General features: G+C 33.1%; 36 protein-coding genes and 6 pseudogenes. 5 read left to right on the top strand and 37 right to left on the bottom strand.

Annotated features, from left to right (window positions below; translation table 11 throughout):
- Positions 1–12 precede the first annotated feature (12 nt).
- From ABLV95_RS12620 to ABLV95_RS12455, 34 genes and pseudogenes are all read right to left on the bottom strand, one after another.
- A complete protein-coding gene (locus ABLV95_RS12620; RefSeq protein ID WP_107558811.1) occupies positions 13–408 on the bottom strand; it encodes a hypothetical protein in 396 nt (131 codons plus the stop codon).
- Positions 405–831 (bottom strand): annotated as a pseudogene (locus ABLV95_RS12615) (hypothetical protein). Before ABLV95_RS12615 ends, ABLV95_RS12620 begins: the two are co-directional and overlap by 4 nt.
- Positions 824–1159 (bottom strand): hypothetical protein, encoded by a 336-nt coding sequence (locus ABLV95_RS12610; RefSeq protein WP_107558810.1) that lies wholly within the window; start codon positions 1157–1159, stop codon positions 824–826. The pseudogene ABLV95_RS12615 and the gene ABLV95_RS12610 overlap by 8 nt, the downstream one beginning before the upstream one ends.
- 5 nt (positions 1160–1164) lie before the next feature.
- Positions 1165–1452 carry a head-tail connector protein gene (locus ABLV95_RS12605; protein ID WP_107558809.1) on the bottom strand — a complete coding sequence of 96 codons (288 nt, stop codon included), beginning with the start codon at positions 1450–1452 and terminating at the stop codon, positions 1165–1167.
- Between the two features lie 72 nt (positions 1453–1524).
- On the bottom strand, positions 1525–2700 hold the full coding sequence (locus ABLV95_RS12600) for a phage major capsid protein (protein ID WP_460875882.1): 1176 nt from the start codon (positions 2698–2700) through the stop codon (positions 1525–1527).
- Positions 2701–2715: 15 nt separating this feature from the next.
- Entirely contained in the window at positions 2716–3486 is a 771-nt protein-coding gene (locus tag ABLV95_RS12595) for a head maturation protease, ClpP-related (protein ID WP_107558807.1), read from the bottom strand.
- Positions 3437–4708, bottom strand: a complete 1272-nt coding sequence (locus ABLV95_RS12590) for a phage portal protein (RefSeq protein WP_460875880.1) — start codon at positions 4706–4708, stop codon at positions 3437–3439. Before ABLV95_RS12590 ends, ABLV95_RS12595 begins: the two co-directional genes overlap by 50 nt.
- A gap of 3 nt (positions 4709–4711) precedes the next feature.
- A pseudogene (locus ABLV95_RS12585) lies at positions 4712–6405 on the bottom strand (terminase large subunit).
- Positions 6395–6704: pseudogene (locus ABLV95_RS12580) on the bottom strand (P27 family phage terminase small subunit). The pseudogenes ABLV95_RS12585 and ABLV95_RS12580 overlap by 11 nt, the downstream one beginning before the upstream one ends.
- Positions 6705–6801: 97 nt before the next feature.
- Complete coding sequence (locus tag ABLV95_RS12575) at positions 6802–7128, bottom strand: HNH endonuclease (protein ID WP_318833033.1); 327 nt, start codon at positions 7126–7128, stop codon at positions 6802–6804.
- 590 nt (positions 7129–7718) lie between these two features.
- Positions 7719–8117 carry a hypothetical protein gene (locus ABLV95_RS12570; protein ID WP_107558581.1) on the bottom strand — a complete coding sequence of 133 codons (399 nt, stop codon included), beginning with the start codon at positions 8115–8117 and terminating at the stop codon, positions 7719–7721.
- Positions 8118–8175: 58 nt separating this feature from the next.
- Positions 8176–8424, bottom strand: coding sequence for a hypothetical protein (locus tag ABLV95_RS12565; RefSeq protein ID WP_107558580.1), 249 nt, complete (start codon positions 8422–8424; stop codon positions 8176–8178).
- A gap of 13 nt (positions 8425–8437) precedes the next feature.
- Positions 8438–8584: a transcriptional activator RinB gene (gene rinB, locus ABLV95_RS12560; RefSeq protein ID WP_107558579.1), complete on the bottom strand. Its 147-nt coding sequence runs from the start codon at positions 8582–8584 to the stop codon at positions 8438–8440.
- Positions 8585–8779, bottom strand: a complete 195-nt coding sequence (locus ABLV95_RS12555; protein ID WP_241961592.1) for a hypothetical protein — start codon at positions 8777–8779, stop codon at positions 8585–8587.
- Between the two features lie 3 nt (positions 8780–8782).
- Positions 8783–8884, bottom strand: a pseudogene (locus tag ABLV95_RS12550) (DUF1381 domain-containing protein); the annotation flags it as partial.
- Between the two features lie 519 nt (positions 8885–9403).
- Positions 9404–9715 (bottom strand): MazG-like family protein, encoded by a 312-nt coding sequence (locus tag ABLV95_RS12545; protein WP_460875876.1) that lies wholly within the window; start codon positions 9713–9715, stop codon positions 9404–9406.
- Positions 9708–9851, bottom strand: a complete 144-nt coding sequence (locus tag ABLV95_RS12540; protein ID WP_158262632.1) for a hypothetical protein — start codon at positions 9849–9851, stop codon at positions 9708–9710. Before ABLV95_RS12540 ends, ABLV95_RS12545 begins: the two co-directional genes overlap by 8 nt.
- Before the next feature lie 233 nt (positions 9852–10084).
- Positions 10085–10432 carry a hypothetical protein gene (locus ABLV95_RS12535; protein WP_318832836.1) on the bottom strand — a complete coding sequence of 116 codons (348 nt, stop codon included), beginning with the start codon at positions 10430–10432 and terminating at the stop codon, positions 10085–10087.
- 14 nt (positions 10433–10446) lie between these two features.
- Positions 10447–11052, bottom strand: coding sequence for a hypothetical protein (locus ABLV95_RS12530; RefSeq protein ID WP_460875873.1), 606 nt, complete (start codon positions 11050–11052; stop codon positions 10447–10449).
- Positions 11053–11200: 148 nt separating this feature from the next.
- Complete coding sequence (locus tag ABLV95_RS12525; RefSeq protein ID WP_460875871.1) at positions 11201–11698, bottom strand: hypothetical protein; 498 nt, start codon at positions 11696–11698, stop codon at positions 11201–11203.
- Positions 11699–12049, bottom strand: a complete 351-nt coding sequence (locus tag ABLV95_RS12520) for an SA1788 family PVL leukocidin-associated protein (protein WP_107558571.1) — start codon at positions 12047–12049, stop codon at positions 11699–11701.
- Positions 12049–12237, bottom strand: a complete 189-nt coding sequence (locus tag ABLV95_RS12515) for a hypothetical protein (RefSeq protein WP_107558570.1) — start codon at positions 12235–12237, stop codon at positions 12049–12051. The genes ABLV95_RS12520 and ABLV95_RS12515 overlap by 1 nt, the downstream gene beginning before the upstream one ends.
- Before the next feature lie 4 nt (positions 12238–12241).
- A complete protein-coding gene (locus ABLV95_RS12510) occupies positions 12242–12646 on the bottom strand; it encodes a DUF1064 domain-containing protein (RefSeq protein ID WP_107558569.1) in 405 nt (134 codons plus the stop codon).
- Positions 12647–12657: 11 nt separating this feature from the next.
- Positions 12658–12870 carry a hypothetical protein gene (locus tag ABLV95_RS12505; RefSeq protein ID WP_460875869.1) on the bottom strand — a complete coding sequence of 71 codons (213 nt, stop codon included), beginning with the start codon at positions 12868–12870 and terminating at the stop codon, positions 12658–12660.
- On the bottom strand, positions 12871–13044 hold the full coding sequence (locus ABLV95_RS12500; protein ID WP_199186522.1) for a hypothetical protein: 174 nt from the start codon (positions 13042–13044) through the stop codon (positions 12871–12873).
- Positions 13038–13808 carry an ATP-binding protein gene (locus tag ABLV95_RS12495; protein WP_107558568.1) on the bottom strand — a complete coding sequence of 257 codons (771 nt, stop codon included), beginning with the start codon at positions 13806–13808 and terminating at the stop codon, positions 13038–13040. The genes ABLV95_RS12500 and ABLV95_RS12495 overlap by 7 nt, the downstream gene beginning before the upstream one ends.
- Before the next feature lie 10 nt (positions 13809–13818).
- Entirely contained in the window at positions 13819–14583 is a 765-nt protein-coding gene (locus tag ABLV95_RS12490; protein ID WP_107558567.1) for a DnaD domain protein, read from the bottom strand.
- Complete coding sequence (locus ABLV95_RS12485) at positions 14584–15249, bottom strand: putative HNHc nuclease (RefSeq protein ID WP_107558566.1); 666 nt, start codon at positions 15247–15249, stop codon at positions 14584–14586. It abuts the gene before it with no gap.
- Between the two features lie 11 nt (positions 15250–15260).
- Positions 15261–15710 (bottom strand): single-stranded DNA-binding protein, encoded by a 450-nt coding sequence (ssb, locus tag ABLV95_RS12480; protein ID WP_460875866.1) that lies wholly within the window; start codon positions 15708–15710, stop codon positions 15261–15263.
- A complete protein-coding gene (locus ABLV95_RS12475; protein WP_460875864.1) occupies positions 15700–16329 on the bottom strand; it encodes a DUF1071 domain-containing protein in 630 nt (209 codons plus the stop codon). Before ABLV95_RS12475 ends, ssb begins: the two co-directional genes overlap by 11 nt.
- Positions 16322–16579 carry a DUF2483 family protein gene (locus ABLV95_RS12470; protein ID WP_460875862.1) on the bottom strand — a complete coding sequence of 86 codons (258 nt, stop codon included), beginning with the start codon at positions 16577–16579 and terminating at the stop codon, positions 16322–16324. The genes ABLV95_RS12475 and ABLV95_RS12470 overlap by 8 nt, the downstream gene beginning before the upstream one ends.
- A complete protein-coding gene (locus ABLV95_RS12465) occupies positions 16573–16836 on the bottom strand; it encodes a DUF1108 family protein (RefSeq protein ID WP_460875860.1) in 264 nt (87 codons plus the stop codon). The genes ABLV95_RS12470 and ABLV95_RS12465 overlap by 7 nt, the downstream gene beginning before the upstream one ends.
- 69 nt (positions 16837–16905) lie before the next feature.
- Positions 16906–17085 (bottom strand): hypothetical protein, encoded by a 180-nt coding sequence (locus tag ABLV95_RS12460; RefSeq protein ID WP_107558561.1) that lies wholly within the window; start codon positions 17083–17085, stop codon positions 16906–16908.
- A 12-nt stretch (positions 17086–17097) separates the two neighbouring features.
- The gene (locus tag ABLV95_RS12455; protein ID WP_107558560.1) at positions 17098–17361 is read right to left on the bottom strand and encodes a helix-turn-helix domain-containing protein; all 264 of its coding nucleotides are present in this window, start codon (positions 17359–17361) and stop codon (positions 17098–17100) included.
- Positions 17362–17451: 90 nt separating this feature from the next.
- Between ABLV95_RS12455 and ABLV95_RS12450 the strand changes: the two genes are divergently transcribed.
- A complete protein-coding gene (locus ABLV95_RS12450; protein ID WP_107558559.1) occupies positions 17452–17778 on the top strand; it encodes a hypothetical protein in 327 nt (108 codons plus the stop codon).
- Here ABLV95_RS12450 and ABLV95_RS12445 read toward each other — a convergent pair.
- The 3 genes from ABLV95_RS12445 to ABLV95_RS12435 are packed head-to-tail and all read right to left on the bottom strand — an operon-like array spanning position 17759 to position 19034.
- The gene (locus ABLV95_RS12445; protein WP_107558558.1) at positions 17759–18022 is read right to left on the bottom strand and encodes a Thoeris anti-defense Tad2 family protein; all 264 of its coding nucleotides are present in this window, start codon (positions 18020–18022) and stop codon (positions 17759–17761) included. The two genes, ABLV95_RS12450 and ABLV95_RS12445, sit on opposite strands and share 20 nt — an antisense overlap.
- An 11-nt stretch (positions 18023–18033) precedes the next feature.
- The gene (locus ABLV95_RS12440) at positions 18034–18792 is read right to left on the bottom strand and encodes a Rha family transcriptional regulator (protein WP_107558557.1); all 759 of its coding nucleotides are present in this window, start codon (positions 18790–18792) and stop codon (positions 18034–18036) included.
- A gap of 17 nt (positions 18793–18809) precedes the next feature.
- Complete coding sequence (locus ABLV95_RS12435) at positions 18810–19034, bottom strand: helix-turn-helix transcriptional regulator (RefSeq protein ID WP_107558556.1); 225 nt, start codon at positions 19032–19034, stop codon at positions 18810–18812.
- Positions 19035–19199: 165 nt separating this feature from the next.
- On the opposite strand from ABLV95_RS12435, the gene ABLV95_RS12430 reads away from it, so the two are divergent.
- From ABLV95_RS12430 to ABLV95_RS12415, 4 genes and pseudogenes are all read left to right on the top strand, one after another.
- On the top strand, positions 19200–19922 hold the full coding sequence (locus ABLV95_RS12430; RefSeq protein WP_460875856.1) for a helix-turn-helix domain-containing protein: 723 nt from the start codon (positions 19200–19202) through the stop codon (positions 19920–19922).
- A gap of 276 nt (positions 19923–20198) precedes the next feature.
- Positions 20199–20543, top strand: a complete 345-nt coding sequence (locus ABLV95_RS12425; protein ID WP_460875854.1) for an Ltp family lipoprotein — start codon at positions 20199–20201, stop codon at positions 20541–20543.
- A 98-nt stretch (positions 20544–20641) separates the two neighbouring features.
- Positions 20642–20737 (top strand): annotated as a pseudogene (locus tag ABLV95_RS12420) (Ltp family lipoprotein); the annotation flags it as partial.
- 18 nt (positions 20738–20755) lie between these two features.
- Positions 20756–20998: pseudogene (locus tag ABLV95_RS12415) on the top strand (hypothetical protein); the annotation flags it as partial.
- Positions 20999–21086 lie beyond the last annotated feature (88 nt).

Raw genomic sequence — 21086 nt, 5'->3', positions numbered from 1 at the left:
AAAAGAACGCATCTATTCGACACGTTCACCTTTGTAATATTTGTTTTTAGGTATGCCTCGATATCTTCGTGACATCACATACCTTTGTGTTGCTTTAAAATAGTCATCTAATTCTGATGATGCTTGATTTAAATTTACGTTTGATAGTAAATAACGAATCCGTTTGGTTATATCTATCGTTTGTTGATGATTATAAGCTTCAACATCGACTTGAAAAAAATAAGTTTCCGATAGATATTTATCAGAAACATATGTGCTTGGCCGATCTAATATCGGGGTTAATACCACAAACGCATCGCTCGTATCATCTACTTCTGTTACTTCGTAATAATAAATGCGGTTGTTTACTTCTGATGCGAGTATAGGGTCGTTAATAATGATATTCGTAATATATCTGAGTATATTCACTTTTTGTTCAACTCTCTTCGAATGATGCCACGGTATTTGGTTTGTGATGCATCTAATGTTTTGGCAATGACACCGTAACCTTGAGGTGTATACTTTTTACCATTACGTGTATAGCCATGTTCATTAAGATGAATGATATTTTTTCTTTCTTTAGGACCTTCCCAATGAATCATAATCCGTCTTTGACCGAGCAACCGTTTCAGGATTACCTCGCTTCATTTCTTGTATAGTCGCGCCTGTATCTCTAAAATCTTCAAATTGATATTTGAGTTCTTCTTTTAAAAAGTCAGATGCTTCAATTAATGCTTTATCATTCTTTACTTGCATTGCTTTTTGACCAAATTTTGCTTCCATCTTTTTCATTAACTCTTTTTCGCCTTTAAGCTTTACATCATATATACCATTGATTTTAGGTTTACTCATTTTCAGCCACCACCACCGTAATATAGCCTGCTTTCGGCTTATCAAATCGAATATCATATATGTTAAATAGTTGGGTTTCAAATCGATAATCTTCCACTTTGATTGTATGTTGATAATTTGGGATAAATTGTCGTTGAGCGTCTCTCATTATAAATGTAAAACCTTGGGTTTTACCGTTTGTCGTTAGAACTTGTCTGTCTTTAATGGAATTATCATATTTTTCAACTTTACAACTATAAACCTCTTTTTCTTCTAAATCATCTGGGTAAGGGCCAGTTTTAACCATGTCATAAAAAGTTAAGTACGTATTAAAGTTTTTAAATTGCACTTAAATCACCAAACTTTCAACTTAAGAATAAATGATTGTAAGGTTCTGTCATTAAATCCTTTATTTTCGCGTTCATACTCAACAAAGCCACGAGTCTCATAATCACGCGAAACAATATAATTAATCGCTTGGCAATATAATGGATATGCCTCATCACTATAATCGTATTGAGGCACACCACTTAAACTTAATTCAGACTTAGCACTTAGGATCATATCTTCTAACGTATCATTTTCGATGTCATAATCTATGTTTAACCATCTTTTAATGCGTAATAATTCACTTTGATTCATCAAAAACACCCCTATTCAGCAGAAATAGAGACGGATTTCGCTCTCGTCTCTACTTCTACCTTTTGGGGATTGTTAGGGTGTATTTGTATCTTCAGAACCACCATCAACCTTAGCGATACGGAACGCACTGTCTAATGTACGTTGTTGGTCATACCAAGCAGTTAAGACGAATAGATATTCACCTTTTTTAACATCTTTATCCGTATCAAATGTTGTATCGTCATAATTAATACCAAAGTAATTAAAGTCTCCGATAATTGGTTTAACTGCATTATCTGTAAATACGACAGGCTTACCAAATACTTTTTCAGCTGGTGTATCGAAGAAATTCGTTGTACCGTTAGATAGATCTCTTAAAATTTTCACATAGTCAGCATAACGCATATAAATTGTCGCATTATCACGATAATCTTCATGTAAATCAGCTAAAGCATTAACAATAGACTCATAAATATCTGTACCAGTTACTTCTTTCACATCCCCATTATAAAATGACATATGTTTTAATCCTTCTTTTGGTTTTAAAACAAGCGCATCTTTACGCTCTTTGTCAGCTAGTCCTGAACGCAATGCATTTTCTACCCAATTAACTAAATCAATATCTGAGCCATGAATAACTGTATCTGAAACAGCGGCAAACACTTTAAATTTATGTGGACTAAATTTCACTGTATCGCCTTTTAACGCCATTTCTTTAGCCGTTTCTTCATCTGTGATAAATTCATCGTCATCTAATGTATATGAAATACGTGGGATTTCTAACCCTTTAATATTAGTTAGACGCGCTTTTTCACGTAATTGGTTACGCGCAAATGGTTCAGAAACTAATTCATTAGACAATGTAGTCGGTAAGAATTTGTCTCCACCTGTATCATTACCTGTCGGTAAAGCATGTAATAAGCGTTGTGCTTCTTGAGATGGTTTTTCAAAGTCATTTGGTAATAAAGCGTGACGATAGAACTCAGCTTTCGCTTTAACTTTTTTATCATCTTCACTTAACGTTTGATAAACTGAAGTTTTTTCCATATCTTGTTCTGCTTTTTCAGCTTGTTTTTGTTCCACGTCACTTTTTCTTTTTTCTAAAATGTCATATCTTTGTTGGAGAATATCCACGTCTTTTTCAAGCTGTTTTACACTTTCAAACGCCACATTTGGATCACCGACTTTTTGAGATAACTCGTTATTCTTATTTTTTAATTGTTCTCCTACTTCTCCTAGAGATTGTTTTAATTCGTATAATGTAGACATAAATATGTCTCCTTTCTATTTATAAAGTAATTTTAAATTTTCTGCATTTTGTTTTATTATTTCTCTTGATTCTTTTTCTACTCGTGTCATTGTTTCTTGAGGTGTCTCAACCGTATTATCTTCCTGAATATCTGAAACAGTTGTAATTTTATCAACATCTTTCTCAATATTTTCAGGTACGTGTTTAAACATTTGATAACTATCTTTTGAAATACTGGCAGCTATTTCACTTGCACCTAATATTTCATCTGCTAGTCCTTTTTCTAATGCTTCATCTGCCGTTAACCAAGTTTCAGCTTCAAGCAATTGTTTAAGCTCTTCTTCAGATAAGTTCGTCGCTTTATCTAAATAAGCGTTATTACTTGATTGGTCTGTTTTATCTAATAAATCTGCCGTTTGTCGTAAATCTTTCGAATTACCTAAGGTCATAATCCAAGAGTTATGAATCATCATAAAGCTGTTTTTGTGCATAAAAATAGTGTCACCGCTCATTGCGATAACACTTGCGATGGATGCCGCTAAGGCATCGACATAAATATTTACTTTGGCTTTATGCATTTTTAACATGTTGTATATCGCATGACCTTCGAAAACATTACCACCTGCTGAATTGACATGCACATCTATCTCAGATACATCACCGAGTTGATTGAGTTCGTTTTTAAAATCGACAGCAGTGACATCAGTTTCGTCCCATTTACTTGAAACAATATCACCATAAATATAAATTTCACCTTTATTCTGGGTCTTCTTGTTCATCTGAAAGTAAGTCTTTGTCTTGTCCATGATTGTCACCCCCTTTCGATGTGTGTCTTTGTTCTGGCGGGGTATCAATTGGGTATAAGTCACCACTGATTAATGGAACATCGCCACCTTCAACAGGAGGTAAATCTTCCCATGACCTAATATCATTAACCGTATAATAACCACTACGTACAGCTTTAAAATAAACCTCAGCCTGTGTTTTACTATCTGCACGTAAGAACGATTTAACATTAAATTTGAAGTAGTAACCCATCGTCCGTCGATATTTGGTCAATAACTTGCGATTAAATTCTTCTTCATACTGCTTAATGATAGGTAGTAACGTATGTTGTAAATAATAACGGTCAAGTTCTTCATTTGATTTAAATGTCATCGCGTTATTCGCATTTAAAAATACCGATGGTATTTGAAATACATTCGCAATACGTTCCCTTGTTAAATTTTCGGTGGCCACAATATCCTCAGATACATATTTTTTATTTAGTGGGTCAATTTCTACCCCGGGTTCTTGGCATAAAACCCCGCCATTTTCTTCATAGAATTCTTTAAAATTTTGTACAACTGCTTTTCGCTTCTCATCGGAGACGTTAGTCCCATACTTAAGGACAAATGATTCTGGTTTCTCCATCTCTTTTAGATTGAAATTTCGAATAGCATTATCAAAATCAGTTGTATTCTTTAATACATCAACAGGACTAATGCCCTGAACCATATTCGAACCAACAATGTGTTTGAAATGCATCATATCTGTATTGTGAATGATTAATTTATTATCTGTAGTCGCGTGAATACTGTAATAAACATCTTTTGACGTATTTTCGATTAGTATTTCAACGACATCTGGATTAATTAGATATAATTTATTGGGTTGATGATAAATATCACGTTCGATTAATACATAAGCATTACCTTTTTCATTTCGACATGTTTCAATTTGATTAATGAAATCAAAACTACTAATTGAGCCATTCGGCGTATCTGTAATGAGTAAAGAAATATCATTGGTTACTGATTCATAATTTTTATAAAGCTTAATAGGAATACTAGCCATTGAATTAGATAATTTAGTGATAGCCGCAAATATCGTTTCGTTGGTTTCTAAAGTGTTATTAATAACACCCCAAAAGTTTTTATTACGCCAAGGTGAAAAGTCATAAAGATTTTGCCTGCTTTGGTCTACCCAATTATCTATCAATTTTTGTTTCACCTTACTGAGTAAATTTTGTTTAGCGATTGCCTTCACCTCCTAACTCAGTAGTTCTTTCATACTAATAAACTCAATATTGCCATTACCTGCGTCTGTAACCACTTTATTCATAATGTCAGTGTAAGTATTTAATAACGCCGCAAAACCGTCGATTTTACGATAGCGATTTTGTTTCGTTGGTAACCAATTATCATTACGATCTTTAGTTAATTGAACATTATTGATATACCAACGCATCATTGGATTATTATTAAAAATAACTTTACCATCTAAAAATAACTCATTTAGGTCTTTTAAAGCTGGACTTAAAGTAATCGCTCCTTGTCTTGTTTCTTCTGTTTCAAAACCATAGTTTTTTAATTCTTGATTGAGTTTAAAAGCATTCGCGCGGTCATACGTTATTTTTTCAACAGGATAATATTGATTCATTTCTGTAATCCAATCATAAACTTGTTGGTAATCAACGTATTGTCCAGGTGTTATTGTTAAATAACCTTCCTCTTGCCATTCTCTAAAGGGTATTTTTTCATTGGCGTATTTAACGCGCTCTTCTGGCACCCACGAATGAGAAATAACCGCTATATTACCATCATCTAAGGCAAAAGTAGCGCAAGCCGCAGTGAAATCTTGTGTTTCAGATAAATCATAACCAATCGTACAAGGTTTCCCTTTGAGTTCTTCTAAATCAATGACTTTATTATTTTTCTTAAGTGTTTCATAGTCTAAGAAACTCATTTCATCATCGTTCGCAAATATATTAAAGCGTTTCGTTATAAAATCCCCACGTTCCGTCGAACGCGCTTCGCTTTTTCCCAATCCTCTTTCATCGTTTCTAAATCAATTGATACACCCAAATTTGGATTTGCTTTCGCCCAATTTTCTGGATTATCTAAATCATCTTCTTTATCTAAAGAAGCTAAGAAATAAAAAGTACGTTCATCTTCAACCACACCATTTAAAGTATCTTCACCAACACCAACCATATCAACTAAAGGACCATCTAACTGATAACCCGCCGTTGTAATATAAACTAGTAAAGGCTGCTTTCTTGATTGTCGAGAGTTTTTTATAACAGAAATCAATTTATAATCTTTGTATTCATGGATTTCATCAAACACACCAATATGTGTGTTTAAACCATCTAACTTCTCACTATCTGCTGCTTGGGGTTCGATTTTCGAATTTGTTTTATCGTAATATATAGCATCTCTTCTTGGTCTGAAATTTTTATTTAATTTAGGTGAAGCTTTTATCATCTTGGTTGATTCATCAAATAATAATCGAGCTTGTTTCATACCATTAGCTAGTAGAACAACATCTGCCCCGGGTTCGCCATCTTCTGAAGCACCATAAGTTGTTAAACCTGATATCAATGTCGTTTTACCATTTTTACGCCCAACAAAAACGACGCCTTCTTTAAAGCGTCGTAAACGTGTTTCTTTATCTACCCAACCAAACAAAGAACCAATAATAAAATGTTGCCATGGTTGTAATATGAGTTGTCCGTATTCGCCTTTCGAAGGTTTACAGAACTTTTCAATAAATCTTATTGGTTTATGTCCTTTTTCTTCATCAAATTCCCACCGATGATTATCATTTTTGAGGTAATTTAAATGCCTTTGGCATTCTTTTCTAACGTATTTATTCGCCGTAATATTACCTCTAACGACTTGTTGCGCATACCATGTGGTGAGCAATTTAGGTGAGGGTTTATTCAATACTTTAATAGTCACCAAAACCGTCCTCCTCTGATTCAACAATTTTTTCTCTTTGTGCTTGCAGTTAATCCTAATGACTTTAATAAATTATTTAGCGTCTGAACCGTTTTTGTTAATTCAATACTTAATGGGTTTTTAACTAAATTCGTAGCGCCCGCTTTATTCGTATGTTCATACATAAGCTGAGATTCTTCGAGTTCATCTCTTAATCGACAATAAAATTTATAAGTTTCTAAATAGAGATCTATTAAGATATCATCTGAAGTTTGATAACCATCGATATAACTGACTAATTGCTTTTTTGTTAATTCCAACCTTTACCCCCTTTCATGAAAAGTTATTTGCGTTGCGAACGACGAAACTGTCCGCGGTCTCTTTATTTCTTTTTCTCAAAACAAAAACCAGGGGGCATCAAAGTTTTATCGTTCGCACTTTTCTTTCTACATTTTCTGTTGTAAAAACTTCCTCTTCATCTTTCGCATGAATTCTATTGTGACACTTTGAGCAAACACACATGAGATTATCTAAATCTAGTGCTTTTTGAAAATCACTTTTAACATAAATCATATGATGAACTAACTCAGCATCTGTATATTTATGTTTCCTTAAACACATTTGACACAAATGATTATCTCTTTCTAATGCCATGTGTCTCAATGTATGCCAGTCTTTAGACTTATATAACCTCTTGGTTTCCTTTGTTAGCTCATCACTATCTATTAATCCTTTGTTGTATATATACTTGCCATACCATTCATGTAACACTTGCATAACGTGTTGCTTATTGTGTCTATCACTAATGCTTAGTCTTCGCTTGCATTCATCTAATGATGTATCCATTTGTTTGTACTGTGTATTAAAGTGTGTCTCCACCTTGTCTTGTAATGTGTAAGATAAGTAAGTCGTAATGAGGTAGAGTGTACCCTCTGTTATTTGTTTAGCGTGGTCTATCATCTTGTTTCTTATGTCCATGACTAACTTATGTGCACTATCATTATGTTGTTGATACTGACTATTCGTTATTGCTTGCGTTAATGCAACATAATCGAATACTAAATCGATATCCTGCATAACTTCATTAACGTATGTCGTCTTACCACTCATTGGTGCACCGTACACAACTACTATCCTCATACTTATTCACTCCCTTACTATTAATCTCTACAACAAAAAGAGACACACCCGCGGAATGGATGTGTCTCGATATAATATAGTATTGTTTATTTATAATAAATCACTGGAACTTAGCGTATATTGATATTATATATCATGATTCAGTGTTATACATAATTACCTGCAAAGCCTGCAATCTCTGCATTTTCTGCATACTATAATTGTGCTTCCATATAAACTTTAACTATCTGTTTAATACGGTTATATATATTACGTTCACTAATATCTAATAGCCTTTCAATCGTACTTACCTTTTCCCCTCTCTTTAATAACTGAAGCAAATGGTAATTCTTAGGATTACTAACCTTATGTTCATGATCATCCACAAAAGAAGTTTCTGATATCAATTTCTTAAGTTGCCTATTGTTCTTGTCATTCATCATTACTCTAACCAAAACCTTATCTCCAGTTCCTCCTTGTGTTTTAGGCATAACAGATTCAATACCATATTGTGCAGTAGATGTACTATCATACTCATACACTTGGTCTTCAATTAGATTAGTTCTCCAATAATACCCTGTAATTAATTCTCTTACCTCTGATTCACTATACATCCAATTCCTCCATTTGCTATCTATTCAGGTTATTGTGTACATCTGATTCATCTACATATTATTCATGAGTATGTATGTTATCAGTGTTATACTTTTTCATTTGCGATCTTTCTCTTAATGATTGACTTAATTTTTTAGGTTCTGTATGTGTCTTACTACTAAGTTCTCTCTTAATCTCTTGTTGTAATAATATATTTTGTTTAGATAGGTTAAATATCTTCTCGTTCTTTCTGTCATTCAATACAATTAAACTAATAATTAACGCTATGATTAATATACTGAATACAAAGGTTAGAATTACCCACATGTTATTGTCCTCCTTAATATTTTTTCCATGCATCTATTTCATCGTAGCCAGGTTGTTCTACCATATCGTTAGCCTGTTTCTTAACAATGACTTCATATGTGATTGCTTTACTTAATTCATATAGTGATATGATTAATAATGTTTTAAATATACGTTTCATTCACTCACTGTCCTTTTCTTTTAATTTAATAGAATATCCTTTTTCATCTCCGACTAAATCTTTTCCATATCTTGTGTTGCAGTTATTACAATTAAAAGCAAAATGAATAGGTTCGTTACTCAAATAGATATACTCATAATCTGTGTCCCAGCTACCACAGTTAGGACATTGCATCATGTTTTTAGCTTTCTCCAACGCTTCTTCCTTACTCTCTGCCTCAACGACAGTAAACGTTTCATTCTCTCGTGCTTGTGTAACGTGAGTGAAGGTGTAACCGGTTGAATCTGTTAGTGTGCGTATTAGGTGTTGAATGATATCACCGTCCTTATAACAAATTTGTTATATTATTTAATTAATGTTTACGAAAATACATTTATTTGATATTGTTCTTATTAATAACTAACAAGGAGACATTTATATGAGCAATCAATCAACACAATCAGAAAAAATACTAGCCGCATTATCATATTTTAGTGTTTTTTTGCGCCAATCCTATTCCCTATTATTGTATGGATATTAGCCAACAAACCTGTTTCTACTCACGCTAAAAAGTCTTTAGCTTATCACATCTTGCCTTATATCCTAATTTTTGTAGGTGCAGTTTTAATTGGTTTAAGTGAATCTAATTCTAACAACGCATTAGGAATTACTTTAATTGTTATTGCTGTAATTGCCTTTATAGGCGCAGTTTATTACGTAATATATAATTTATACTGTGGTATCAAAGTTTTATTGAAAGATAATTTATATTAAACAGTCCCTTTTCAGGGGCTTTTTTATTTCCTCAACACTTCCTTAACCCTCTGTACTATGTCTTTCTTACAAGTCTGCTTCTTTGATGAACGTTCCATTGATTGTCTTTCCTTTTCTTCCTTTGATTTCGTCATACGCATACTGTAAACACTCCTCTAATGTCATTCCATGTTGTTGTGCCAATATAATTAATGTAACGACTGTATCGCCTATACCGTCTTTTAAATCGTAAAGTTTGTTACGTGATAAAGCTGCTCCTACTCCACCGACTTCTTCATAGAATTTCAATGCTTGTCTATCTGGATTAGCTTTGTCTAAGTTTTTATCCTTACTCCATTGTTCTACTTGTTTGATTAATTGATCTATTGTGTTAGTCATTTTGTTTATCCTCCATACCGTTTAATTTATTTTTATATGTTTCATTACTAAGTGGTATCGCTTGTATACTACTGTCTTTAGTAAGCTGTAATTCAGTCAGTGGTTTAGTTACTGTTACTTCAATCTCATCTTTCATCGTCTGCACACTCCAATTCATCTAACTGTTCTTGAATAATCTCTAGAACATCTTCGTCGGTATATAAATGACTGTCTTCAAAGGCTTTAATAACTTCATCAAACGCCTTTGCTTTGCGATAGACACGTTCTAATTCTCGATATTCTCTTTCAAATTGCGCTGTTTCTTCCCACTTATCGAATTCTAAGTCTAATAATCTATTTTTTTAGTTTCCTCTCATACTCATAAGCCATCTACTTAACCCCCAACTTATCTAGTTCACTTCTATAGTGTTTATAGATATCACTAGCAGGACTAACAATTAACTTATAATTAATGAATTTGCTAAAGTCTTGGAGTAAGTCTACTTGTTTCACATTCTCCCGTTCCAACCTACTAATATTTGCTTTCAACACTGCTATATCATCGATTAGGGAGTAACGTTCTGCTTTGTATTGGTCGCGTTCTTGTTTTATTTGTAAACTTAATCTCATTATTTTATTTTCGTTATCCAATGCTTTTTTAACATCATCAAACGCCTTTGCTTTAGCATCTACTAAATCATTATTTAATTTTTCATATTTCTTTTTACTTATATTCACTCGCCATCACTCCTTTATATTCCAAAACTACTTAGTATTATCCCCATCACAAACACAATAAGTATTACAATAAAAAATATATCAATCCTACCTATGCCATATTTTCTAATCGAGTTAATAAATTCATATAAGAGAGACCCTAAAAGATAAAGAATCATTATAACTACAATAGATAAAATAATAGTCCCACCTATCACTACTCCACCAGACTTTCCGTCACGCCAGATTAACACTAGCTCTCGGTCGTCATTTTCAATGTAGAAATGAGTTGTATTAATATAATCAGGTGCCATTCTCAAACACTTGTTAATAGACATTGTATGACTTGTATAACAAACACTCCCCGTTCCACCTATAAAACGTTCTACCAAATCTAACTCCGTATCTTCCGTAATTTCTTCCTCGACTTCTATAACTACGCCTTTGAAACTACGTTCTATTACTGGATCATCCTCTTTTCTCATAAATTCCAGTGTGAAAGTTTGTTCAAACTCCATAGGTGCATCAAAAATATTGTTATCGATTAACTTACGTTCATAACTAGCTATACCGAATTTATCAATCAAGTACTTTGCGTATTCCTCATGTGTCATTTCTACTTGTCGTTTAATCTTTACCATTCATTCGCCCTCCTATAATAGATATCACTAATCTTTAAACTCTATAATATTTTTATATCTATAAATGAATTAATCCCAATTCTCATATGCACGTTCCAATGATTTTTTGGCTTGCTCACTATCATGTTCAAATATGTGTTCTATCGCTTTACCTATATTGTATGCTCGGTACTGCGTCAAATCCTTCAACTACTTGTTCTATAAATTGAGTCCTCTCATTAATATTTAGAGATATTATAGGTTCTCCAGGTTGTATCATGTCTGGTCTTTTATTTCCGTTTACTCCACAACTTCTCTTACGTTGTTGTACGTCGTTGGATTGAAGCATATTTCTTCTAAGCTCATCAATTCCTTTTTCCTTTGCTTCCTCTAAAAGTTTTTCATCAACAGTAAATCCATTTAACTCTGGAGAATCACTCAAACTCTCTGTCTTACTCTCTATATAGTTACTCCACAAATAAAAGTGGTTGTCGTCTGTGATTTCGTATAAGTTACCAAGTGAATCAATGCCCGCTTCATTCTTATCATCTTCGTTAAATATAATTTCATCTACACGACCTACAACCGTCATACCATCGCTATACTCACTTTTGCCAATATCGTACACGATTACATAATCATCTAAATTTAAATCCCTAATCTTCATTTATTTAACCACCTTTGGGAATGTATCGTTTTTCATTAAATCAGCTACATACTTACTGCGTGTATGTAATTGCGGTGTTCCATCGTACAACCAAGGGTGCTCGTCTCTGTGCTTTTCCTCTTTAACTTTGGCTCTTATACGTCTTACTTGTGATTCCATTTGTTTAATTTTCTGCTCTTCTCTATAGTCTTCTAAGCGTGTTCCTTTAGGTGCTTTACATGCTTCATGTAATGTCCAACCACTTCTTAACCTCGTAGCTAAATAGTCCCTATAAAAACCGTTTGCTTCCATGTTTTTTAAATTCTTACCTAGAATTGTGTACTCTTTGCCATTTACACATAGCCTTTCCATTAATCTTTCACCTCTGGTTCGCTAAATTCTATGAATGTACCATCTAAGTAATCGTTAACGTGCTTATCCATATCTTGACCAATCCAATTTAAAGCTTCTTGTTCTTCTTCATTTGGTCGTTGGATATATGGCACTACCTTTTCGAATTTAGCGTAGTATTTAATTTTCATTGTTCCTGGTTCACTCATGCAATCACCTCTTAGCTTTCTTGCGTTCACTTCTTGCCTTTTTCAATTCTTCATATGTTATCCAAGTTTGACCTGTATATTTAGGTGCTTCACATACCCACATCAATGGAATGTCTGGGTATTTATATCTAAAATGTTTCGCTTTATATCTAGCAACATCTGTTGGCATACCTTTAACGTCTATGACTTCCACCAGTTTTCCTTTATGCCACAATGCAAAATCAGCGACATATTCTGTTTTACGTTGTTTACCATTCTTAGGAATTAACTCATATCTAGGTTGCAGTTCGATATAATCTATTAACCCTTGTTCTTTTTGTTGTTCTAAATGTTGGTAGTATCTACATTCAACTTTGCTGTCGAACACGATACCTTTATATTCAACTTTCTTCGCATTATATTTGCTCACGCTGTTCACTCCTACATGTAATCAAATATGCTTGTTTGATCTGCACGTTCTAATCTGTGTGTGCGTTTGATTTCTTCTAATCTCTCATCACTAATAATGTATTCATTTATGCCGAAATGATTATGCAATCCAAATACACGATTTCTATTATTATCTAGTGGGATAACATCGATAGTTATATTACTGTTGCTTTGTTTTAATCTATATTCTGTACTCAATCCCATTTAGTACACCTCACGAATAGCGTCTGTTGTAGCGCGTTTTGCTTTTTCTGCGAATAAAAGTTCATCTAACATCGTTTCGTCTCCATGTGCCCCATCTATGAACTTCTGTGCGTACATATCACTTAAGTTTGGAGCGTCTAAAAAGTCTTTTACATATTGAATTGTTTTTACCATGCGTCTCTCTCCCTGTAGTCTTCACCTAAGACTTTTGTTTTTCTTGCGTTCATCTTCATTCTTGAATTAATACGTTGCCAATTTTGATTCTGTTTTAATTCTTTATCGCTATAGTTGGTAGTAAAAATGTTATTCATTCCACTACGGTTATCTACAATGCTAAATAGTTTGTTTAATGTATGTTCAGTGTTTTCTACACCCATATCATCTAATACTAATAAATCTAATTCGCTTAGTAGTTTTACTAATTCATCTGTTGTTTCTACTGCATCTTTGTTATAAGTAGCTTTGATTCTATCCATTAACTTAGGAATGTGCATGAAGGCAACGGTATAACCTTGTGCTTTAACTGCTTTCGCTATCGCATATGCTAAATGTGATTTACCAGTACCGTATGATCCTTGTAAGATAAGCGACTTGGGATTATCTACTGAAAATGTTTTTACATATTCAATAGCTGTTTGTTTCGCATTATCCTGCGATTCATTTTGTGGTTGGTAGTTGTTTACTGTCGCTTCTTGAAGTGACTTATTAACGTTAGATTGACTAAATAAATAATTGATGTGCTTTTGTTTCTTTTCTCTTACTGTTGCTTCAGCTGCTCTTATCATTGAGCAGTCACAACCATGTTTAAATTCTTGACCATTCTCAAATTTGTAATAATCATACTTACGTTTACATTCGTCACAATACAAATCTAATTTTTGTTCAACGATATTACTTTTAGGTTTAAAGTTTCTTGATAAGCTCGCCATCGACTGCATGTAATCACTCCTAATCCCAATAACTAGGGTCTTGCATAGCATCTAACATGTCCTGCCCTTGCAACCCATTATTTTTATTTGAACGCTTTTTGTTTCTTGCTTGTATATCTTCTGTAGTTTTTACGCCATCGTTGTCCCACGCATTTAATATAGAATTCACATAGCTCCAATTAGTTACATTATTGTTAACAGCCTCTTTCATTGCTTCAATAACAATTTCATTACCGTTGTCTTTAAAGTCGTCTATCCAATCACTGATTTGTTCTGCTACATATGGTTTAAGCATTCCAAATCCATTTTCCTGATAGAAATCAAACGGCGATGGCTGTGCACTACTACTGTTACTTGTCTCATTGTTATTTGTAATACTGTTAATTGTAGGATTGTTATTTGTAGTACCTACGTTTTCGACCGGTCGAGTTTCGACGCTTCCAATTTGGATGCCTCCATTTTCGACCCCTCCAAAATGTACTGGTCGAGGTTCATGGTTAATTGTGTATAGATTTTTCCCATAGATATTATTACTTTTAGTTCTTTCAATTTTTAAGTAACCGTAGTCTACTAATTGTTTTCTATATTTCTGCAACCTTTTTTCACTTATACTCAGTTCATGACAAATTAGTTTTACACTTGGGAAAGCGCTCTCGTCAGCTCCTGCATAAGCAGATAAGTAACTGTATAATGCTTTGGCTTCAATGTTCAAATTAGTATCTTTCATCACTCGTTTGAATACTAATCCGTAACCACTAATTGAACTTTTTATGCTATCGCTCATTTACTTCTCACCTCTCAACATCTTATTCAATTTTTCATCTACATCTACCCAACTATCTTGTAAGTGGTATTTATTATTAAATGTGTCCATTCCTATTTGATGTTGTTCTGTATGATGCTTTCTGCATAAGGCTAATATTTTATTATTTGTATGATTTATCTTATTTCTATTTCGTCCACTACCTACTGTTTGAGAATGTGCTAAATCAGCATTTACAGCGCCACATATAACACAAGTTCGATTAATGGTAGATTTGTATAGAAAGTATTTATCATTACTCATGAGGTCACTCGTTTGCTTTCTCATAGGTATGTCATATTGGAATATAAAATCTAATATGAGTTCGATTAATTCACTTGCTTGCCTTCTACTACAATTACTTAACGACATCGGTTCATAGCCATGTAAAAACTCTAATTGCTTTTGAAACATATATCTTAAGTAATCCATCGGTTGCCCGTAATGGTCGAATATATCTCTTATCATCGCGAATACTTTTCGACGTTGCTTACCAGTTATCTTGTATGGATCAATCACATCTACATCACATTCAACTTCTAATCCATTATCAAGTAGTAGGAAATCTTTATTCGTTAGTTCTACACCCTCGATGACAGCATTTATTGTGCCGTCATCTTGTTGGATGTAACTTTTAATTATTGCCACTTAATCACGTCCTAAAAAGGCAAATCATCCGATTGAATATCAATAGGTCCATTGTTATTAGCGAATGGGTTATCATTGCTTGAACGTTGGTTATTTGTGCCTGTCTGTTGTCCCTTAGAAACGTTGTTTGCCTGTCCGTTGTTTTTAGGTTCCAAGAATTGAACGCTATCTGCGACAACTTCAGTAACAAATACACGTTGTCCTTCTTTATTCTCATAGCTACGTGATTGTATACGACCATCAACACCGACTAAATAACCTTTGAATAAATAATTGTTTACATTTTCTGCTTGTTTACGGAAAACAACTACATTGATAAAGTCTGCTTCTCGTTCACCTTGTGCATTTGTAAATGTTCTATTAACAGCTAAGGTGAAGTTTGCAATATTTACACCAGATGGTGTTGTTCTAAATTCTGGGTCTTTCGTTAAACGTCCTACTAATACGACTCTATTTATCATTTTCATCATCCTTATCAAGTTGTTTTAAACCGCTATCTAATTTTGCGTGCGCATTTGCGATATCTTTTTGTGAAAGTTTATTCATGCTTTGAATGTTCAACCAACGCATCGTTTTTTCTAAAGTTGCGTCTCTGCCCTTTTCTTGTGATATACGTACGAACTCGTTTATTTTTTCTCGTAATTCTGTCACTTCATTGTCGCTAGCATTCGGCATTTCTTCTCCGTTGTATATATAGAGACCTAAACCATGCATAGCAACACATTTAACAAAACATCTTTTCTGTGCTTTATTGATATCAAATGTAGTAGCTTGACCTTTAGACAATGCTTTGTTTTTAAAATCCAACACTGGTAACCATTCAGTTTCAGTAATATCTTTTAATTTGATTGATACTTGTACGAAATAGCCTTCTGGTGTAGATAAATATGGTACAAATACTTGTTCATTAGGTATGTCAGGGTGTGGAAATTCATGAGTAATGATTTTATAATTAGGGTCAATCTTTTTTAATTGCTCATGTGCATGTGTCCATGCTAGATAGTTAAATCCATTCTTTTGTTCTACATGATCACTTACATTTAATGCGTTTAATTGTTCAAATAGCGTTTGTTCAGTCATCTTTTACCTCCCGCAATTCTTCAATGCTATACGTCGTATAACTTGTTGTAGTTGTGACTACTTCTTTTTCAATGAGATGTTCTTCCCAATCTATATTTATTTCTTCTAATCCCGTTAAGCGTCGTGCATTTCGTCTTTGGATGTTATAAGTTGCGTCATCTGGATTATTTGGCTTGTTGGTTATATAACGATGCTTTGAGTCCTTTTCCTTAACCAGATATGCAATTGTTTCCTTTGTATGATTCACCACTGCATCACTCGATTCATTATTCTGTCTGATTCGTCTGTATTCTGTTCTATCCATGTGAATGCAGATTGTTCTAATATCTCTTGCGCTGTAGCTATTCCAGTGTATTCATCGTATATTTGAATGCTATCTATAATTTCATTGTTTTTACTTGCTAAAACTACCTCTATATTGTCTTCTTTTTTGAACAAATTAATTTTGAATTCAAACCCTAATAGTTTAATTACTTTGCTTTTAGTTGTACCTATTTCGTAATACATCTTGTCTACCTCCTAATATTGGTGGTATACTTGTGTTGTCTATATACACAAGTATTTTAAATTTGACTGTTAGCAATTGCCGTTGCTTTCAGTCTTTTTTATTGCCTTGAAAAATTCAGGCCAAAACCAACAGTATGCTATAAAGAATGTTGCAAAGTAGATAACTATTAAATGAATGAAATCACTCGTCAATCCCATTGAAAGCAACATTATGAATACTGATGTTAAAACTGATAATGTACCGTTCATAAACTCACCTCCTCACATCCATTTTTTACTTCGTTCATGTAAATAGTCTTCAAGCTTAGCTATATTAATCAATGTCATATTAGCTGAGTAATCAATATATAAACGCTCAATACCTAGATTGTCTTTGTCATATTCTCTCAGCCACTTGTAAACAGTAGAGCGGCTTACACCAAACATAGTGTGAATATGTGTCGCTTTCGCATACAATTGCTTAACAAACTTTTCTTCACCTATTACCGTGTTATTCGGATTAGGTGGTGTAATTATTTTGGGCATTGTCTATCTCTCCTTTTAAAATTTACTATTCGGTCGTACAATAATATTTGGTACAATTAAGTCATCCGTGTGCAAAGGGGGTGTACTAATATGTCTGTTAATAATTCAGGAAAAGTTTTACTTTATTTATATCGTGATTATTTAAAGCGTTCAGAAAACAATCTCGACGAAGATTCAGCACGCCATTTCAATGAAGAATATAAGGTTTTAAAAGAACTGAACTTAAATTTAAACCCCATTCAGTTTCATGTTGCTTTGAAAAATCTTTCTGAGGAAGGTTTTTTACATACTCCTAAAGATACTTCTGATGGTTTCCCTGAGTTCTCATTGACTGATCATGCTATTGACAGTTTGAATCAAAAATTTAATGGCGGTTTCGACGATATTGACACTATTGTTAATTCATTGGACGAATAACATCGTCGAGAGATGATGGATTTAGACCTACAACTTCCCAATCATCTGCTATTAAGTCCTCTGCATTTGGTATCCACCCTTTGTAGAGGACTAAATTTTTCGGCTTTACAACCACATAACCGTAAATATTTGTAGGTATAATTTCTAAATTTTCTCCTGTGTCCCCTGTTTTATCAAACTCACTTGTGCGATGAATCGTTCTGCCTTTTTCCATAGCTATCTTAATTGCTTCTTGAATATTCATTCCGTTTCCTCCTATATTTCGAATTGGCTAATATCTACGCCGTATTTGATTGCCATGTTCTTAATTACTGAAATATAAATTTCAATTAGTCTTGGCTCGTCATTAATGACATCTAATTTAGATAATTTGTTTATTTGTGATTTAGTGGCGCCTTTAGATAACATTTTTGCTCTACGGTTATTTAAACGTTGATCTAACTTACAACGCCCTTTTTCTTCTAATAATTTGTATGCTTCTGTACGAATTGATTTATGTTTATCTCCTCCACCTAAGTGTTGAGCAATTGCACCTAAAATTTTTTTAGTATCGTTTCTCCAATTCTTAGTTTCAATACCAACAATATTGCGAATGCCTGTAACTTCCGTTTCGATGCGTTTGTTGAATTGCTCTTGTTCTTTTTGCACGCTGAACATCATTTCAAGTGCTTGCATTGGTGTTTGAGGTACTTGATATTGTTGTTTAAGTTTTTCTTCCATCTCATTAAATTTATTAATATAAGCCATTTTAAAATCGTTATGACCTTGTATGTTGAACATATATAAAGTGAAACCGTCTTTAGTTAAAAGGTATTCATTTTGTGTTCTACCTCTTGAATCTTTGTACTGACCAGGAACTATTAATGTGCTCAAATCTGAGCCTATTAAAATTTGTTCTAAATCTCGTTTCACATTTTTATGTTCTCTTCTTAGTTCTTCTGCTACTGTTCTACTTGAAACTACTGGTCCAAGTTCTGAATTGTTTTCTATATTTATTGTTAATAAGTCTTGCATTTTAAACCCTCCTAATATTAATTGTGCATTTTTGGAACTTTTTGTTCAAAAAAATATTCTGGAAATAAAATGTGTATTGGCACTTCCAAATCTTTCGAAAAGGTTAGCGCCTCATCTAAATCTATAGACATTTCTCCTCGTTCTCTTTTTCCATATTGCTGACCGGTAACTCCGATTAATTCCCCCATGTACTCTTGCGTTTTTTTAGCTCCTTTTCGGAAACTGTACAAATCTTTGTGCATTTTTGGAACACCTCCTGATTAATACTATACACATACAGTTCCTAAATTGCAAGTATCAAAAGCATATTTTTATTTTTTTCCATTATTTGAATTTTTATTTGCATTTTTGGAACTTTTTATATACTATTGAAGTATAAAGTAATTAAAAACAGGAGGTATTAATGAATGAGTGCTTTTTCGAATAATCTTTCTTATTTAATGAATAAACATGATATAGATGATACAAAGCTTGGCGGACTTGTTGATGTCAATAGAACCACAATTACAAGATGGAGAACAGGTGTTAGAAGCCCGAAATTAGAAAAACTACCAGAAATAGCAAGTGTTTTCAATGTTACACCTATAGATTTGTTAAAAGAAAATATGAGTGAAGTTTCGAATGAAAATATTATAACTCAAATAAATGAAGTCTCGAGTAAACTAGAAGAAAAAAGACAAAAACGCGTTTTAGCATATGCGGAACATCATTACTCAGTGCGGCAACAAGGTGAGAATATTATTTACCTACAATCATATAAAGATTCTAAGACTGAAGAAGTAACTGTAAATGGTTACGTATCAGCAGGCACCGGTGAAACTTTAGTAGATGATATAGAATTCACAGTTAACTACCCTGCGGGCGTTGTACCCCCTCATGATTTTGCTTTACAAGTTAATGGTGATTCTATGGAACCACTTTTTGAACACAAAGAAATTATATTTGTAGAAGAAAATACAACCATTAACAGTGGACAATTAGGTGTATTCGTTGTAGACGGCGAAGCATACGTTAAAAAAGTATTTATATATCAAGATCATATTCGTTTAGTTTCTCTAAATCCTAAATATGGAGATATGAATTTTTACGGGGATTCTGATGTTAAATTTGCGGGTAGGGTTATCCTCTAATTTTTTAACCATAGATATACAAAATTAATAAAAAATACTATACGAATTAATGCACGTGTCTTTGTACACGTGTGCAATTAAATAAGTTGTTCGGAATAGAAAGTACATTTAGATTAAATAGTTAAACGACAATTTCAATAAAATGTATATTAACTATGGAATTGTGTAAAATGTTAAAAATATTTTGTTATACATACTACAAAAGATAATATAGTTTTTGTAAACTAATATTAATGTGTTTTTATAACATAATTAATTATTAGGAGTGATTTTATTATGAAGAAAGTATTATTTTTATTATTAGTCAGTTTCTTATTTTTGGGAGCATGTGGGCAGGAAGAAAGTAAATCAGAGGATAAGAAAGATACTAATCCATCGTCAAAAAATGATAAGAAGAAAGAAGAAAACAATCAATCTAATGACGATAAAAAAGAGGAATTAAATAAAGAAGATACTGATAACAACAGTGAATCAAATTCTGATTCATCGAATGAATACAAAAAAGATAATAATATTAGTAGAGAATATAAAAATGCGTTAAACAGCGCTAAAAACTATCAACGTGCTATGCCTATGTCAAAAGCTGGATTGTACGAACAACTAACATCTAGTGCTCGGTGATCAATATCCAGAAGAAGCGAGCACAATATGCAATTGATAACTTAGACGCTGATTATAAAGAAAATGCATTAAAAAGCGCTAAAAATTATCAAGATATTATGCCTATGTCTAACAGTCAATTATTTAAACAATTGACTTCTGATGCCGGTGAAAAATACACTCAAGAAGAAGCTAAATATGCTATCGATAATATAGAAAACAATCAATCTAACCAAGATGCTGATTATGAAGACGATACTGACACAGTTACAAGAGATAACGTAATGGATTTCGTAGAAACATACGAAGGTGAAACGTTAGACACTGGTACCTACACATATAAAGAACCAGAACAAAGAGAAAATGGAAATTGGGGATTTGCTTTTTATACTAAAGATGGTGACCTTGCTGGTTCATATATTGTAGATGATGATGGAAATGTTACTAAATATGATGAAAATGGCGTAGAAGAATAACTCAATGGGCAGTCCTTACTGCCCTATATATTTTTAAAACTAAACAGAACATAGGTTCTAAAAGGAGGTCGTATTATAGATACTGTTA

The organism is Staphylococcus sp. Mo2-1, from assembly GCF_046721385.1.
GTDB classification, from domain to species: Bacteria; Bacillota; Bacilli; order Staphylococcales; family Staphylococcaceae; genus Staphylococcus; species Staphylococcus equorum_A.
Note: the sequence above shows the minus strand (reverse complement) of the source record. Positions and strands in the feature narration are given on the sequence as shown.

Coding starts and splice junctions, on each gene's coding strand:
- ABLV95_RS12500 (WP_199186522.1), bottom strand. CDS start 13,044: ATGGTAAAAACAATTCAATATGTAAAAGACTTTTTAGACGCTCCAAAC.
- rinB (WP_107558579.1), bottom strand. CDS start 8,584: ATGAAACGTATATTTAAAACATTATTAATCATATCACTATATGAATTA.
- ABLV95_RS12565 (WP_107558580.1), bottom strand. CDS start 8,424: ATGTGGGTAATTCTAACCTTTGTATTCAGTATATTAATCATAGCGTTA.
- ABLV95_RS12570 (WP_107558581.1), bottom strand. CDS start 8,117: ATGTATAGTGAATCAGAGGTAAGAGAATTAATTACAGGGTATTATTGG.
- ABLV95_RS12475 (WP_460875864.1), bottom strand. CDS start 16,329: ATGACTGAACAAACGCTATTTGAACAATTAAACGCATTAAATGTAAGT.
- ssb (WP_460875866.1), bottom strand. CDS start 15,710: ATGATAAATAGAGTCGTATTAGTAGGACGTTTAACGAAAGACCCAGAA.
- ABLV95_RS12440 (WP_107558557.1), bottom strand. CDS start 18,792: ATGCAAGACTTATTAACAATAAATATAGAAAACAATTCAGAACTTGGA.
- ABLV95_RS12445 (WP_107558558.1), bottom strand. CDS start 18,022: ATGAATATTCAAGAAGCAATTAAGATAGCTATGGAAAAAGGCAGAACG.
- ABLV95_RS12515 (WP_107558570.1), bottom strand. CDS start 12,237: ATGAGTGAACCAGGAACAATGAAAATTAAATACTACGCTAAATTCGAA.
- ABLV95_RS12605 (WP_107558809.1), bottom strand. CDS start 1,452: ATGAATCAAAGTGAATTATTACGCATTAAAAGATGGTTAAACATAGAT.
- ABLV95_RS12540 (WP_158262632.1), bottom strand. CDS start 9,851: ATGAAAGATGAGATTGAAGTAACAGTAACTAAACCACTGACTGAATTA.
- ABLV95_RS12465 (WP_460875860.1), bottom strand. CDS start 16,836: ATGTATTACGAAATAGGTACAACTAAAAGCAAAGTAATTAAACTATTA.
- ABLV95_RS12455 (WP_107558560.1), bottom strand. CDS start 17,361: ATGCCCAAAATAATTACACCACCTAATCCGAATAACACGGTAATAGGT.
- ABLV95_RS12505 (WP_460875869.1), bottom strand. CDS start 12,870: ATGGGATTGAGTACAGAATATAGATTAAAACAAAGCAACAGTAATATA.
- ABLV95_RS12425 (WP_460875854.1), top strand. CDS start 20,199: ATGAAGAAAGTATTATTTTTATTATTAGTCAGTTTCTTATTTTTGGGA.
- ABLV95_RS12525 (WP_460875871.1), bottom strand. CDS start 11,698: ATGAAGATTAGGGATTTAAATTTAGATGATTATGTAATCGTGTACGAT.
- ABLV95_RS12530 (WP_460875873.1), bottom strand. CDS start 11,052: ATGGTAAAGATTAAACGACAAGTAGAAATGACACATGAGGAATACGCA.
- ABLV95_RS12450 (WP_107558559.1), top strand. CDS start 17,452: ATGTCTGTTAATAATTCAGGAAAAGTTTTACTTTATTTATATCGTGAT.
- ABLV95_RS12460 (WP_107558561.1), bottom strand. CDS start 17,085: ATGAACGGTACATTATCAGTTTTAACATCAGTATTCATAATGTTGCTT.
- ABLV95_RS12595 (WP_107558807.1), bottom strand. CDS start 3,486: ATGGACAAGACAAAGACTTACTTTCAGATGAACAAGAAGACCCAGAAT.
- ABLV95_RS12430 (WP_460875856.1), top strand. CDS start 19,200: ATGAGTGCTTTTTCGAATAATCTTTCTTATTTAATGAATAAACATGAT.
- ABLV95_RS12600 (WP_460875882.1), bottom strand. CDS start 2,700: ATGTCTACATTATACGAATTAAAACAATCTCTAGGAGAAGTAGGAGAA.
- ABLV95_RS12495 (WP_107558568.1), bottom strand. CDS start 13,808: ATGCAGTCGATGGCGAGCTTATCAAGAAACTTTAAACCTAAAAGTAAT.
- ABLV95_RS12435 (WP_107558556.1), bottom strand. CDS start 19,034: ATGCACAAAGATTTGTACAGTTTCCGAAAAGGAGCTAAAAAAACGCAA.
- ABLV95_RS12545 (WP_460875876.1), bottom strand. CDS start 9,715: ATGACTAACACAATAGATCAATTAATCAAACAAGTAGAACAATGGAGT.
- ABLV95_RS12520 (WP_107558571.1), bottom strand. CDS start 12,049: ATGGAAAGGCTATGTGTAAATGGCAAAGAGTACACAATTCTAGGTAAG.
- ABLV95_RS12490 (WP_107558567.1), bottom strand. CDS start 14,583: ATGAGCGATAGCATAAAAAGTTCAATTAGTGGTTACGGATTAGTATTC.